We start from the raw sequence: 14557 nt of genomic DNA, 5'->3' as shown, positions 1-14557 counted from the left end.
TATATTATCAAGTGCCGAAAACAAACGGGGAAAAGTATGTGAGAACTAGTTTATGTTTCGAATTTGATAATGTGTGGATTCTTTTTTTATACATGAAAACTAAATAAAATGTATTTTCTTAGGAGGAAATAATTATGACAGTTACAGGACAAGTAAAATGGTTTAACAACGAAAAAGGCTTCGGTTTCATCGAAGTTCCAGGCGAAAACGATGTATTCGTACATTTCTCTGCAATCGAAACTGAAGGTTTCAAATCTTTAGAAGAAGGCCAAAAAGTTAGCTTCGAAATCGAAGACGGTAACCGTGGACCTCAAGCTAAAAACGTAATCAAACTATAATTTTATAGTTTATGATAGAAAAAAGGATGGCTTATGCCATCCTTTTTTTTGTTGTTGAGACATACGATATTATATTAGTAATAAAGACAGCCTAAAAAGTACGATTGAAGAAATAAAGACGTACTCGAAAACTTATGAAAATGATAAAGTGACGGTAATTGATTTGAGGAAGTCTCATTCTCAGTATTTAGATCAAGAACCATATATAATCATAGTACAGGTTGAAAGAGATACAGAGAATCTTGGAAGAAAATGTGAATATGAGGAAGAAAAAATAGTAGGTTTTTTTGAGGACGAAGAAGAATGAAGGAAATGGTAATCGGTATGTAAAAAGGCTTTCCGTAAAGGAAGGCCTTTTAGTGTTCTTTCACAGCTTTTTTCTTTTCGCGTTTCTTACATTCTGGACATTTAGAATTACGAAAAGGCTTCGCGAAGAACAGTAAAATAAAAAATAAACCGAATATAATACTCGCTGAATTTTTTACGATAACAATGCTACTATTTTTCATTTGAATTGTTGGATGATCTTGCTTTTCTTCCATGAGAGACCTCCGTATATTTGATTTATATTTTAATTATAGCAAAATTAATTGCTGTAATTATATGAAAAGGGGAATGTGTTAAATGTATTACAAATGATATAAATTCGTTTTTCATATATAGAATCCTCTTTTTATATAGGTTATTTATTTATTATTAATATATTACTATTAGTAGATTTATATTATATTTGATTTATTATAAGTATTTGTAAAGAATCGTAGAATGTAAACCATTTCCTTTTCGTAGGTGCTACTATAAAAGGGAAATGAAGAAGGGAAATTAAAACAGCAATCGAAAATTTAAAAAAGAGAGGTGAAAAATCTGTTACTAACAAAAGAGCGAATATAGATAAAAATATTTTTAGCGTGCAAAAACTGCATACTCTAAGGATATACATTTGTCTATATTTTTAGTAGCAGACAGTAGACTATGGAAAGTAAAGTAGAACGTTATGTCGAAAACTATGTTGTAAGCAAAAATACAATGGCCTTACTTCCTGTTGTTCTAGGAGAAAAGAAAGTTGTTACGCGAATTGTTGAAATGGAAGATTCTTTTTTCGTATTTCAAAAGCCCCTTGATATTATAGAGAGAAGTTGCCGGAAACATGGTTCTAGTTTTTTTGGAAGAAAAGAAGGAACGAAGGAGTTAACTAGTATTACACATAAAGCTCCTATCGCGATCAGCCCGACAGACCAACTTTATTTTTTTCCTACGTATTCTTATTCTCGAAAAGAATGTGCGTGGTTGTCTCATTTTCATATTGAAAGTAATAAAGAGCTAAAGGATGGAAATCTTATTATTAGATTTATAAATGGTTTTGCTGTGAAATTAGAAATATCAAGAAGTAGTTTTGAAAATCAACAAAACCGTACAGCAAAATTGCGAACAGAGTATGAAGACCGTAAGAAAAAACAAGGGAATCCTTGCTTTAAAGAGATTGATAAAAATGAAGAATCTAAATTAACACCAGCATATGAGAAAGTGTATTTTGTGAAGGAAGGCGAAGTGTGAAAGGATGGGGAGTTCCCCATCCTTTTTATTTGTCCGTTTTTATCGGAAAGTCGATATATTCGAAAAATCACCGATGTAATTTCATTTACCGAAAAAATCATCAAAAAATATTGTTTCTTAAATAACCAAACGTATAACAAACGTTGTCGAATATTGAAAGATTATCATAGCGTGATAATGAAGGAATTCTAACGAAGGATATGGAAACTTTAATAAATACATCTCCATATGTCATATCTACCATTTCCTCTTTCATTTAAGCGATGATACAGTAGAGGTAATAATTAGATAAAGGGGTAAAGTGTAGAATGGATTTTCAGACAATCAAAGAATATTTTTCACCAGAAAATATGGATCATATTGTTGAAAGTTATCGTGCGTTCGGACCGCTTCTCGGTATTGGCTTACCGATGATAGAGGCGCTTATTCCGGCATTGCCACTCATTGTGTTTGTGCTGGCAAATGCTGTTGCATTTGGTTTTTGGTTCGGTTTTCTTTATTCATGGCTTGGATCAGTAATTGGTGCAATGCTTGTATTTTTCATTATTCGCAGCTTTGGACGAAGTCGTTTCTTTTCTTTTGTAAATAAGCATGAGAGAGTGCGGAAAGCGATGGGATGGATTGAAAGAAAAGGGTTTGCGCCAATCTTTGTTATATTTTGTTTTCCGTTCACACCGTCTGCGCTTATAAATGTTGTAGCTGGTTTGTCTCGCATTAGCGTAAAACAGTTTGGACTAGCGTTAGCATTCGGAAAGCTTGTTATGATCTTTATTTTAACTTATATCGGTCATGATTTAGTGTCATTTATTCATAAGCCGGTGAAATCGGTTATTGTTGGCGTTGTTATTTTTATTTTATGGTATGTCGGTAAAAAAATTGAAGTAAAGTTAGAACTGCATTAGGAAAAGTCTTCTTTGAAAAGATAAGCTTCATTATTAAAGGGCGAGGGGAGAAGCGAATGAAGAAAACTTTGAAAAAAGAAGGGCTAGAGTGGATAAGAACAATTTTAATTGGTGTACTATTAGCTGTATTTTTTCGAACGTTTTTCTTTTCAACGTACGTTGTAGAGGGGAAGTCAATGATGCCGACATTGCAAGATGGAAATATGCTCGTTGTGAATAAGGTGAGTTATCGAGTAGGGGACTTGAATCGATTTGATGTCGTCGTTTTTCATGCGAATAAAAAAGAGGACTATGTAAAGCGAATTATCGGTTTACCTGGGGATCATATCGAATATAAGCATGATAAACTATATATAAACGGACAATTCGTGGAGGAACCTTATTTAGAGGCGTATAAGAAAGAGATAAATGGACGGCAATTAACAGGTGATTTTAAATTAGAAGAATTAACGAATGAAAAGTTTGTACCACCTGGTTCTATTTTTGTAGTTGGTGACAACCGCCTTGGTAGCTGGGATAGTAGGTACTTCGGTTTTGTAAAAGCTGATACAGTTGTCGGTAAAGTTGATTTACGATATTGGCCGATTCAAGAGGTGCAAACGAATTTTTCAAAAGGTTGATATAATCATTTGAAGTATGAAGAAGACAAACAATTATGTTTGTCTTTTTTTATTTTACAGTTTTTTAATCTATTGGCAATGAGAATGTTTAGCTTGTATCACGACCAGTTATAAAAATAACTTTTATATGGTTAGATATAAATATGTAATGGGCAATAATAACTTCTAAATTTTTTAATACTTAATTTTTACTTCTTTGACCGTGTCTACTAGTTGTTATTGATTAATCCTTTTACTATATTGTAGGCTTACTTTGAAAGAATTTGCAATGGAATCGTAATTTGTAACTAACGGGCAAGATGTTTTTATGAATTCATGATTACTAGATTCAGTTATTTTCTTATTGTATTATACTTCTTAGGGACTATATATTAAGCTAGGGAGTGGGGATGGTTGAATATTGAGCCTCTTATGTTATCGAGCAAAGAAGTATATGTATTAACTGGTATATTTGATCATGAAACAATGATTGGAATTGAGAATCCATTTGAAAATTGGTTAGACGAAGAAATAGGTAAAGAATTAGATATAATGTATGACCACTGGAGGGAAAAAGAGTTACTCATAATAAAAGAAGATGAAATATTTTGTGATCAACAACTTGTAGAATATTTTAGTATTTGTCTAACTACAGGTTTTGTTATTGAAGTACAGATAAACAAAAACAACACCACAGAAAAGAACGTCTTTTATTTTACTGATAAAAAAGTTATACATAACACAATAACAGATGTTAATGGTGAAAAACAATGTAGATTTAGAGAGTGTGGAATACCTGAGGTAGCATGGCAATTTATATATCAAGCATTGCAGTCCAAAAATACTTTTTCGCGTTCGAATTATACATTTAAACTTCCTTGTTCCGTCTATGAAAAAGATCTTTTAAATCAATCAAAAAATAATTTATCGGAATTATTGGGATATTATTTGGATGATGATGATGCTAAAGAATTAGCGAATATTATATGTGACCGTGAAGAATTAAATACAGTTAAGGCTCATTATTATATAAAGGATTCATGGTATACGGACAGTATTCAGTTTGTGTATAGTCAAAACCAATATTGGCTTATCCAAAAAATACTAGACAGTGGACAAAAGCAAACGGATATTATTTGTCTAGATATCTTTGCAATTATTGAAGAAATAAAAAAAATGGTTCTGTACCTTAAATCAATAGGTGGTGAATCAAAATGAGTACGGAAATTAAAGTTACTCCTGCTCTTTTAAGAGATTTGGCTTCCAATATAGATCGTACAGCTCATGAATTATTTGAAAAGCATAAACGTTTGAGTCAACAATTAATGGATCTACCCTTTCAAGTATCTGGAAGAGATGCTGTATTGAATCAGGCTTTATATGCAGGCTCAATGTTAGAGGTCATAACGAATGATTTAAAAGATCATAGTAAATCATTAAGAAATATTGCTGATCGTTTTGAGAAAACTGATCAGCAAGAAGTTTCATTAGGAGATTGGAAAATAGATAGTGTTGACTTATTAAGTCCTTTTGGGGGAGGTGTTGATGAATGGAAAGAAAATCCTATGGGAGCCGGGTTAACAGCATTTGGGACCTTTAAAGATGGTCAAGAGGCATACCAAATTGCTCAAAGGCACAACCAGGGTTTTCGGGCTTCCCCATATACAAATAATCAGGGGAAACCTATGGTACGATTTGAAAACCGTACACTTATTAAAGACAAAGATGGTAATAATGTTATTAGAAGAACAAAGCTTCCATTAGGTGAAGCTAAAAAAATTGACGAAGTACAACGTTATCTGTTAAAACCAGGTGCATTGTTAAAAGAATCATTATCGTTAAAAAATAATGCATTAGGATATATAAGTACCGGTTTAGATATTTTTAAAGATACAAAAGAAAATTTGGAAAGTAATGCAAGTAGTAGCAAAATTGCAGGAGACATTGTTGGTGATATAGCGGTTGGAGTAGGTTCTACTGCTGCTAGTACTTGGGCTGGTGCTGCAGTCGGTACAGCAATTGGAGGACCAATTGGAACTGTGATTGGGGCTGGTGTTGGTTTTACTGCTTCTGTAGTATCTAGTATAATAACGGATGGAATTAAGTTCGATAAAGGGGATTGGAATAATGATGGTGAAAAAGATTCTATAAAAGACCGAATTAAATCTGGAATAGGCTCTGCTTTAGATAAAATTTTTTAATTTTCTATGAGGTGCATAATGGATAAATATAACTTTAAAAACATAGATGATGGCATACGAATATTACTACCATTTGATATAAGAAATATTGTCGGAGCCTTTGTATGGTTTATTATGAATTTTTTGTTATTAATTGTAATTTTTATATTTCCACCAATATACAATGTGTATTTTTACTTGGCGCTTCCATTTTTTGTAGTATGTAATTTGTGGGGGATTTGGATTTTTATTAACAAACCTAGGCAGCCTCAATTGCAACATTTACTATATTCTGGATTTGTTGGAACTAGTATTTCATTTTGTAGTTTTATAGGTGTTCAAAAAATAGCTTACGAGTTAGTAGGATTAGAATCACCTTTATTTTTCATTTTATCATTTATAGTATACTGTCTAGTTGTTTATAAATCCGGACAATTGTGGATTAAATATTTTACAGCTCGCTTAATGGGTATAAATGATCAGAAGGTGAAATTTTCAAAAATCGGTGTTTTTTCAGGTGTAGGCTACATTGTTGGTCAAATCAGTATAGGAATTTTAAGTCAAGATTCTCTAGCGATTTTGCTAATTATCTTACTGTCATTTTTCTCGGTTATTTTCTTGTTTGCGAGTGTCCATGTGTACTTTTATTTTGATTTTAAAAAACACTTTATTATTACAGGACATTCAAAAATGACACAGGCTCAACAAAAATCTAATCTTACAAGAAAGGAAAGAAGAAGGAAATGAATTCACATCTTCTACCTATAGGCTCTATTGTAATCTTAAAAGAAGGAACAAAAAAACTCATGATTTATGGACGTAAACAGCAAGTAGAAACAGATAAGGTGAAAAAATTTGACTATATGGGATGTTTTTACCCAGAGGGCTATATTAGCCCTGATTTTACTTATTTATTTAACCATGACGATATTCAAGAAGTTGTATCAGGTGGATATAAAGATGAGGAAGAAAGAGCTTTTCAACAAAATATATTGTCTAAAGTGGAGTAAGAAATATTACATAGAAAAAGCTGCTTATGTGAGCAGCTTTTTCTATGTAATTAAGTATGTTAGTGGTTGTATTTTTATGTTTAGATGTGACTAAAATAAAAACTTGAAATATTCGGCTTTGATGTAGGATACCGTCATTATACAAGTTTGTCTTTTTAATCGTCCTATAATACAATTACAGTAGCAAACTAACGTTCGTTATGTAAGTGAAAGGTGGGGTTACATGTCACTTCGATTTGTGATTGGTAGAGCTGGAAGTGGAAAAAGTACACTTTGTTTACACGAAGTGCAAGAAGAGTTAAAGCAGCGCCCAAGAGGGAAAACAATATTATATCTTGTGCCAGAACAGATGACATTCCAAACGCAGCAGGCGTTAATTGGGAGTGAAGATGTAAGAGGTTCTATTCGGGCACAAGTTTTTAGTTTTTCGCGATTAGCGTGGAAGGTGCTACAAGAAGTTGGCGGAGCGAGTCGTCTTCATATTGATGAAGCTGGTGTACATATGTTGCTTCGTAAAATTGTAGAATCTCGTAAAGATGGACTATCTGTGTTTCAAAAAGCAGCGGAGCAAAACGGCTTCTTTGAACATCTTGGTAGTATGATTGCGGAGTTTAAACGTTACAATGTGACGCCGTCTAACGTATATGAAATGTGGCAACAATTAGACACGCATAGCAGTAGTGCAGAGCAAAAGCTACTAGCGAATAAAGTGTATGATTTACAGTTATTATATGATGATTTTGAACGTGCTTTAATCGGAAAATATTTAGATTCAGAAGACTACTTACAATTATTAATTGAGAAGCTTTCAGACTCTGAGTATGTAAAAGGCGCGGAAATTTATATAGATGGATTCCATTCATTTTCTCCTCAAGAGCTAGAAATTGTAAGAGGGCTAATGAGATTAGGAACTAGAGTAACAATAACATTAATGATAGATGAAAAAACGTTAGCACAGCCAGTGAATGAACTAGATTTATTTTATGAAACGACGTTAACGTATGAAAGAATAAAACAAGTAGCGCGTGAAGAGAAAATAGAAGTTGAAAAAACAATTCCACTTATGGGACAGCCGCGTTTTCATTCGCAAGCATTAGCGCATTTAGAAATGCATTACGAAGCGCGTCCAAATGAAAAGTTTCACGGTGAAGCGAGTGTGACAATTAGTACAGCAGCTAATTTACGAGCTGAAGTAGAAGGTGTTGCTCGTGAAATTCGAAGACTTGTTGCGGCTGAAGACTATCGTTACCGAGATATAGCAGTACTTCTTCGTAACGGAGAAAGTTATTATGATGTAATGCGAACGTTATTTACGGATTATAATATCCCGCATTTCATCGATGAAAAACGCCCGATGTCACATCATCCGCTAGTAGAATGTATTCGTTCGGCTTTAGAGATTATTAGTGGGAATTGGCGTTATGATGCAGTGTTCCGCTGTGTGAAAACAGAACTTTTATATCCACTAGACGTAAGAAAAGAAGCGATGCGCGAAGAGATGGATGAGTTCGAAAACTACTGTTTAGCGTATGGTGTACAAGGGAAGAGATGGACTTCTGAAGATCCGTGGATGTATCGTCGTTATCGTTCTCTTGATGATGCGAGCGAAATGATAACAGACAGTGAGCGTGAAATGGAAGAGAAAATAAATCGACTTCGCGACGTTGTAAGAACGCCAGTTATTCGTATGCAGAAAAGACTGAAGCGTGCTGGAACAGTTATGCAAATGTGCGAAGCGGTATATTTATTTTTAGAGGAGCTTGACGTTCCAAAAAAACTAGAAGCATTACGTATTCGTGCAGAAGAAAGTGGAGATTTCTTATTTGCGACAGACCATGAGCAAGTATGGGAAGAAGTGATGAGCCTTCTTGATACGTTCGTTGAGATGCTTGGCGAAGAGAAGATGTCCCTGTCTATGTATACTGATGTAATGACGACAGGTCTTGAGGCACTTCAATTTGCGAACATTCCGCCGTCACTAGATCAAGTGTTAGTTGCTAATATTGATCATTCTAGATTGTCAGATGTTAAAGCGACGTTCATTATTGGAGTAAATGAAGGAGTGATTCCAGCAGCGCCTATGGATGAAGGTATGCTTTCTGATGAGGAAAGAAATGTCCTCACCGCTGCAGGGATAGAATTAGCGCCAACGACGAGACAAACTTTATTAGAAGAACAGTTCGTTATGTATCAAATGGTGACGAGAGCATCTGAGAAGTTATACATTTCCTGTCCGCTTGCGGATGAAGAAGGAAAGACGTTACTTGCTTCTAGTTTTATTAAGAAAATAAAAAGAATGTTCCCTGATGTGAAAGAATCGTTTATTACAAATGACGTAAATGACTTATCACGTTCGGAACAAATCTCATATGTAGCAACGCCAGAAGTAACTTTGTCGTACGTAATGCAGCAACTGCAGACGTGGAAGCGATACGGATTTGAAGGCAATTTAGACTTTTGGTGGGACGTATATAACTTCTACGTTACTTCAGATGAATGGAAGCAAAAAAGTAGCCGTGTGTTATCGAGTTTATTCTACCGAAATCGTGCACAGAAACTAAGTACAGATGTAAGTAGGGATTTATATGGAGATACAATTAAGGGAAGCGTTTCTCGTATGGAACTATTTAATCGCTGTGCGTACGCTCATTTTGCTCAGCACGGTTTATCGCTAAGAGAGCGTGATATTTTCAAACTTGATGCGCCAGATATCGGTGAGTTATTCCATGCAGCGCTGAAGAGAATTGCAGACAAGCTATTACGTGAAAATCGTACTTGGGCGGATTTATCAATAAAAGAGTGTGAGCACCTTTCTGCTTTAGTAATAGAAGAAATTGCACCGTTATTACAAAGACAAATTTTATTAAGTTCGAACCGTCATTTCTATTTAAAACAAAAACTACAACAAATCATTTTTCGTACGTCACTTATTCTTCGTGAACATGCGAAGTCGAGTGGCTTTGTACCAGTTGATTTAGAAGTACCGTTCGGTATGGGCGGGACTGGATCGCTTCCGCCAATGGAATTTGCGTTGCCAAATGGTGTGAAGATGGAAGTAATTGGCCGTATTGACCGTGTTGATAAGGCGGAAGATGAGAGTGGTACGTTCCTTCGTATTATTGATTATAAATCAAGTTCGAAAGCGTTAGATTTAACAGAAGTGTATTACGGACTCGCACTTCAAATGTTAACGTATTTAGATGTTGTTACTTCAAATGCACATACGTGGATGAAAAAGGGCAGTACTGCATCACCGGCGGGTGTATTGTATTTCCATATTCATAACCCGATTGTTGAGATGAAAGGCGATGCATCTGAAGAAGAAATTGAGAAAGAAATTTTAAAGAAATTTAAAATGAAAGGGCTCGTACTAGGAGATGCTGACGTTGTGCGTTTAATGGATAATAAACTTTCAACAGGAAGCTCTGATATTATTTCTGCTGGTCTGAAAAAAGATGGTAGTTTCAGTGCGCGTTCTAGCATTGCAAGTGAACAAGAGTTTAACGTACTTCAAAAATATGTACACCACTCGTTTGAAAATATCGGAAAAGATATTACAGAAGGTGTTATCGATATTGCTCCTTACAAAAAGGGGAATAAAGCGGCATGTACGTTCTGTAACTTTAAATCAGTTTGTCAGTTTGATGAATCACTTGAAGATAACCAATTCCGTACGTTAAAAGATATGAAAGATAGCGAAGCAATGGAGAAAATTAGAGAGGAGGTTGGCGGAGAATGATAGAAAATTGGCCTCAGAAACCAGAAGGTAGTCAATGGACAGATGACCAGTGGAAAGCGGTTGTAGCGAACGGACGTGATATTTTAGTCGCAGCAGCAGCTGGATCAGGGAAAACAGCAGTATTAGTTGAACGTATTATTAAAAAGATTATAAGTGAGGAAAATCCAGTCGATGTCGACCGCCTGCTCGTTGTAACATTTACGAATGCAGCGGCGCAAGAAATGAAAAATCGAATTGGGGAAGCGTTAGAAAAAGTATTAATTGATGGGCCAGGTTCACAGCATATAAGAAAACAGCTTAGCTTATTAAATAAAGCTTCCATTTCTACAATTCATTCATTTTGTTTACAAGTTATTAGAGGGTATTATTACATGCTTGATGTCGATCCTCGTTTTCGTATTGCGAACCAAACAGAAAATGAGTTATTAAAAGAAGAAGTGCTAGATGACATATTAGAAGAAGAGTATGGAATCGAAGATAATAGTATTTTCTTTGAATTAGTTGATCGTTATACGAGTGACCGTAGTGACGATGACTTACAACGAATGATTTTAGCGCTTCATACAGAATCAAGAGCGCATCCAAATCCGGAGAAGTGGCTTGATAAATTAGTAGAAGCATACGACGTTGAAGGAAAGACGATTGAAGATTTAGTGTATGCTTCTTACTTATTAGAAGATGTGAAATTTCAGCTTGAAACAGCGGAAGAGCATATTCGTAAAGCGACTGAACTCGCAATGCTTCCTGATGGTCCAGCGCCTCGCGTTGAAACTTTACAAGCGGATTTAGCTTTACTTGGAACGTTATCCTCAGCAGCTCGTGGATCGTGGACAAGCGTTTATGAAGCGATGCAAAATGTATCGTGGCAAACGCTAAAGCGTATTAAAAAAAGTGATTATAACGAAGATGTTGTAAAACAGGTGGATTCTCTTCGTAATAAAGCGAAAGATGAAGTAAAGAAATTACAAGAAGAGCTATTTAGCCGCAGACCTGAAAGTTTCTTACGAGATTTTCAAGATATGCATCCTGTATTAGAAAAACTCGTGAAGCTTGTAAAAGTATTTACAGATCGTTTCCAAGCCATTAAGCGAGATAAAGGAATGGTCGATTTCACAGATTTAGAGCATTTCTGCTTGCAAATTTTAAGTGAGCAAAGTGAAGACGGTGAAATGAAGCCGTCAGCAGTAGCACTTCAATATCGTAATAAATTTGCTGAAGTACTAGTCGATGAATATCAAGATACGAACTTCGTACAGGAATCAATTATTAAATTCGTAACGAAAGATTCTGAGAGTGAGGGAAACTTGTTCATGGTTGGTGACGTAAAACAGTCAATCTATCGTTTCCGACTAGCAGAGCCTGGTTTATTCTTAGGAAAATATAAACGTTTCACACAAGAAGGATTAGACGGCGGAATGAAGATTGACTTAGCGAAAAACTTCCGTAGCCGTCATGAAGTGCTAGCAGGTACGAACTTTATTTTCAAACAAATTATGGGCGAAGAAGTTGGGGAAATCGATTACGACGCTGACGCTGAATTAAAGCTAGGTGCTAGCTATCCAGAAGGTGAAGATGTAGCGGCTGAACTATTATGCATTCAGCAAACGGAAGAAGAAGTAATAGATGGTGAAGAAGGTGCAGAAGTAGAAAAAGCGCAGCTTGAAGCTCGTCTTATGGCGCAGCGTATTAAAGCAATGGTCGATTCAGGTTATGAAGTGTATAATCGTAAAACTGATAGTATGCGCCAAGTACAATACCGTGATTTCGTTATTTTACTTCGCTCCATGCCGTGGGCGCCGCAAATTATGGAAGAGTTAAAATTACAAGGAATTCCGGTATATGCTGACCTTGCGACTGGTTACTTTGAAGCGACAGAAGTAAATATTATGATGAACGTATTCCGCGTTATTGATAATCCGGTGCAAGATATTCCGCTTGCAGCTGTACTTCGTTCACCGATCGTTGGACTAAATGATGAAGAACTTGCGACACTTCGTGCTCACGGAAAGAAAGGCTCGTTTTATGAAGTAATGAGCTCATTCTTAAAAGGAGCGCCGCTTGAAGAAGAACAAGAACTGCATGATAAATTAGAGTGGTTTTATAACTTACTGCAAGGGTGGCGTGAATTTGCGCGTCAACAATCACTTTCTGATTTAATTTGGAAAGTGTACGGTGAGACAGGCTATTACGACTTTGTCGGCGGTTTACCAGCCGGAAAGCAAAGGCAGGCAAACTTACGCGTACTATATGACCGCGCAAGACAATATGAAGCAACATCGTTTAGAGGATTATTCCGCTTCTTACGCTTTATTGAGCGTATTTTAGAACGCGGAGATGATATGGGAACGGCGAGAGCTCTTGGAGAACAAGAAGATGTTGTTCGCATTATGACGATTCATAAAAGTAAAGGGCTAGAGTTCCCAGTCGTATTTGTAGCTGGACTTGGTCGCCGTTTTAATACACAAGATTTAATGAAGCGTTTCTTGCTGCATAAAGATTTCGGTTTCGGTTCACAATTTATCGATCCTCGTAAACGAATTAAATATACGACATTATCGCAACTAGCGATTAAGCGTAAAATGAAGATGGAATTAATTGCGGAGGAAATGCGCGTACTATACGTAGCTTTAACGCGTGCAAAAGAGAAGTTAATTTTAATTGGAACGGTTAAAGATGCAAATAAAGAAATGGAAAAATGGCTCGATGCAAGAGAGCATAGTGAATGGTTATTACCAGACCATATTCGTGCCGGAGCGTCTTGCTACTTAGACTGGATTGCACCTTCATTATATAGACACCGTGATAGTGAAATGCTTCTTGAATTAGGACAAGGAAATATTCCAGGCGAAATTTATGAATATAGTGCTAGCTGGAAAGTAGAAGTTGTTGAAGGAAAAGATCTACTTGCACCAGAACCGGTTCAAGAAGAGAAACAAGAGTTATTAGAAGCGCTTCGCGATAAAAAGGCTGTTCCGTTAGAAAGTGAACGGAAAGAAGAAGTGTACGACAGATTAATGTGGGAATACGGGTATGAGGACGCAACATCTCACCGTGCGAAACAATCTGTTACAGAAATAAAGAGAAATTATCAATCTGAAGAAGGTAGCGATAACGCCTTTATTAAAAAACTTCGTGCACCAATTAAAACACGTCCGCGCTTTATGGAGAAAAAAGGGCTAACATACGCAGAGCGAGGGACAGCAGTCCATGCCGTTATGCAGCATGTAGATTTGAAGAAACCAATTACGATTGAAGTTCTTCAAGAACAAATTGCAAGAATGGTAAATAAAGAGCTATTAACATTTGAACAAGCTGAAGAAATAGCGATTGAAAAAGTAATTTCATTCTTTGACAGTGACTTAGGTAAAAGGGTATTAGCAGCGAAAAGTGTTGAGCGCGAAGTGCCATTTACGATGATGCTTTCAGCAGAAGAGGCGTATCAAGATTGGCAAGGTAAGAGCGACGAAACAATACTTGTCCAAGGGGTTATCGACTGCATGATCGAAGAGGAAGACGGAATTACTTTAATCGACTTTAAAACAGATACGATTGAAGGGAAGTTCCCAGGCGGATTTGATCAAGCGAAACCAACTTTAGAAGACCGATACAAAGTACAGCTTTCACTATATGCAAAAGCACTCGAGAAAAGCTTAAAACATCCTGTGAAAGAGAAATGTTTATATTTCTTTGATGGGAATCATGTTGTAAATATTGAGGAATAGAGCTTAGAGAGGGGTTATGGATTATGGCGACGTTAAGAACTTGTGATCAAGGACACGAGTACTACAAAAGTAGCGATTGTCCAACTTGCCCAACCTGTGAGAAAGAGAGAAAGCCAAAAGAAGGCTTTCTTTCTCTTCTTTCAGCACCAGCAAGGCGAGCGTTAGAACATTATGGAATTCATACTTTAGAAGAACTTTCAAAGTATAGTGAAAAAGAAATTTTGAAACTGCACGGTATAGGACCGGCATCTTTACCTAAATTGAGAACGGCTTTAGAAGATAAGGGATTATCATTTAAATAAAGAAAAACTAATCATTAGTGGGGAGTAGTATCTTCACTAATGATTAGTTTATATAATCGGTATTAATCAGCTCGATAAAGGCGTATAACGAAATCTCATTTTGAAAATCGTAAATCGATGGACGAAACGATTTAAAAGATGGATTTATGAAGTGTAGAGAACTTGATAAAGAATATAAGCGAATTGATTATAATATTAAGGAAGGAAGTGC

The 14557-nt window shown here is 35.9% G+C and carries 13 protein-coding genes and 1 pseudogene; 13 read left to right on the top strand and 1 reads right to left on the bottom strand.

Going from position 1 to position 14557, the window contains the following annotated elements:
* Window positions 1-134: 134 nt before the first annotated feature.
* Together cspA and MR071_RS11365 are read left to right on the top strand one after the other, a co-directional pair.
* On the top strand, window positions 135-338 hold the full coding sequence (gene cspA, locus MR071_RS11370) for an RNA chaperone/antiterminator CspA (protein WP_098858291.1): 204 nt from the start codon (window positions 135-137) through the stop codon (window positions 336-338).
* 61 nt (window positions 339-399) lie between these two features.
* Window positions 400-645, top strand: a complete 246-nt coding sequence (locus MR071_RS11365) for a hypothetical protein (RefSeq protein ID WP_242236147.1) — start codon at window positions 400-402, stop codon at window positions 643-645.
* A gap of 49 nt (window positions 646-694) precedes the next feature.
* Here MR071_RS11365 and MR071_RS11360 read toward each other — a convergent pair whose 3' ends face one another.
* Window positions 695-880 carry a hypothetical protein gene (locus MR071_RS11360; protein ID WP_105584294.1) on the bottom strand — a complete coding sequence of 62 codons (186 nt, stop codon included), beginning with the start codon at window positions 878-880 and terminating at the stop codon, window positions 695-697.
* Between the two features lie 294 nt (window positions 881-1174).
* Here MR071_RS11360 and MR071_RS11355 point away from each other — a divergent pair.
* The 11 genes and pseudogenes from MR071_RS11355 to MR071_RS11305 all read left to right on the top strand — a co-directional run.
* Window positions 1175-1261, top strand: a pseudogene (locus MR071_RS11355) (RNA-guided endonuclease TnpB family protein); the annotation flags it as partial.
* A 49-nt stretch (window positions 1262-1310) separates the two neighbouring features.
* Window positions 1311-1892, top strand: a complete 582-nt coding sequence (locus MR071_RS11350) for a competence protein ComK (protein ID WP_242236076.1) — start codon at window positions 1311-1313, stop codon at window positions 1890-1892.
* 308 nt (window positions 1893-2200) lie between these two features.
* Window positions 2201-2794, top strand: a complete 594-nt coding sequence (locus MR071_RS11345; RefSeq protein ID WP_105584292.1) for a TVP38/TMEM64 family protein — start codon at window positions 2201-2203, stop codon at window positions 2792-2794.
* 56 nt (window positions 2795-2850) lie between these two features.
* Window positions 2851-3414 carry a signal peptidase I gene (gene lepB / locus MR071_RS11340; protein WP_242236074.1) on the top strand — a complete coding sequence of 188 codons (564 nt, stop codon included), beginning with the start codon at window positions 2851-2853 and terminating at the stop codon, window positions 3412-3414.
* 393 nt (window positions 3415-3807) lie between these two features.
* Entirely contained in the window at window positions 3808-4611 is an 804-nt protein-coding gene (locus MR071_RS11335) for a hypothetical protein (RefSeq protein WP_242236071.1), read from the top strand.
* Window positions 4608-5594: a WXG100 family type VII secretion target gene (locus MR071_RS11330; protein WP_242236070.1), complete on the top strand. Its 987-nt coding sequence runs from the start codon at window positions 4608-4610 to the stop codon at window positions 5592-5594. The genes MR071_RS11335 and MR071_RS11330 overlap by 4 nt, the downstream gene beginning before the upstream one ends.
* Before the next feature lie 18 nt (window positions 5595-5612).
* Window positions 5613-6320 carry a hypothetical protein gene (locus tag MR071_RS11325; protein ID WP_242236067.1) on the top strand — a complete coding sequence of 236 codons (708 nt, stop codon included), beginning with the start codon at window positions 5613-5615 and terminating at the stop codon, window positions 6318-6320.
* Window positions 6317-6583: a DUF4176 domain-containing protein gene (locus MR071_RS11320; protein ID WP_002158920.1), complete on the top strand. Its 267-nt coding sequence runs from the start codon at window positions 6317-6319 to the stop codon at window positions 6581-6583. Before MR071_RS11325 ends, MR071_RS11320 begins: the two co-directional genes overlap by 4 nt.
* A gap of 223 nt (window positions 6584-6806) precedes the next feature.
* Complete coding sequence (gene addB / locus MR071_RS11315; protein ID WP_242236066.1) at window positions 6807-10322, top strand: helicase-exonuclease AddAB subunit AddB; 3516 nt, start codon at window positions 6807-6809, stop codon at window positions 10320-10322.
* Window positions 10319-14044, top strand: a complete 3726-nt coding sequence (gene addA, locus MR071_RS11310; protein WP_242236063.1) for a helicase-exonuclease AddAB subunit AddA — start codon at window positions 10319-10321, stop codon at window positions 14042-14044. The genes addB and addA overlap by 4 nt, the downstream gene beginning before the upstream one ends.
* A 23-nt stretch (window positions 14045-14067) precedes the next feature.
* Window positions 14068-14346: an RNA polymerase alpha subunit C-terminal domain-containing protein gene (locus MR071_RS11305; protein ID WP_105584288.1), complete on the top strand. Its 279-nt coding sequence runs from the start codon at window positions 14068-14070 to the stop codon at window positions 14344-14346.
* The last annotated feature ends 211 nt before the right edge of the window (window positions 14347-14557 follow it).

Origin of the sequence: Bacillus cereus group sp. BfR-BA-01316 (genome assembly GCF_022664195.1) — a bacterium.
Lineage (GTDB): Bacteria > Bacillota > Bacilli > Bacillales > Bacillaceae_G > Bacillus_A.
This window is presented reverse-complemented; position numbering and strand designations above follow the sequence as displayed.

Coding starts and splice junctions, on each gene's coding strand:
- cspA (WP_098858291.1), top strand. CDS start 135: ATGACAGTTACAGGACAAGTAAAATGGTTTAACAACGAAAAAGGCTTC.
- addB (WP_242236066.1), top strand. CDS start 6,807: ATGTCACTTCGATTTGTGATTGGTAGAGCTGGAAGTGGAAAAAGTACA.
- MR071_RS11325 (WP_242236067.1), top strand. CDS start 5,613: ATGGATAAATATAACTTTAAAAACATAGATGATGGCATACGAATATTA.
- MR071_RS11330 (WP_242236070.1), top strand. CDS start 4,608: ATGAGTACGGAAATTAAAGTTACTCCTGCTCTTTTAAGAGATTTGGCT.
- lepB (WP_242236074.1), top strand. CDS start 2,851: ATGAAGAAAACTTTGAAAAAAGAAGGGCTAGAGTGGATAAGAACAATT.
- MR071_RS11345 (WP_105584292.1), top strand. CDS start 2,201: ATGGATTTTCAGACAATCAAAGAATATTTTTCACCAGAAAATATGGAT.
- addA (WP_242236063.1), top strand. CDS start 10,319: ATGATAGAAAATTGGCCTCAGAAACCAGAAGGTAGTCAATGGACAGAT.
- MR071_RS11360 (WP_105584294.1), bottom strand. CDS start 880: ATGGAAGAAAAGCAAGATCATCCAACAATTCAAATGAAAAATAGTAGC.
- MR071_RS11350 (WP_242236076.1), top strand. CDS start 1,311: ATGGAAAGTAAAGTAGAACGTTATGTCGAAAACTATGTTGTAAGCAAA.
- MR071_RS11305 (WP_105584288.1), top strand. CDS start 14,068: ATGGCGACGTTAAGAACTTGTGATCAAGGACACGAGTACTACAAAAGT.
- MR071_RS11320 (WP_002158920.1), top strand. CDS start 6,317: ATGAATTCACATCTTCTACCTATAGGCTCTATTGTAATCTTAAAAGAA.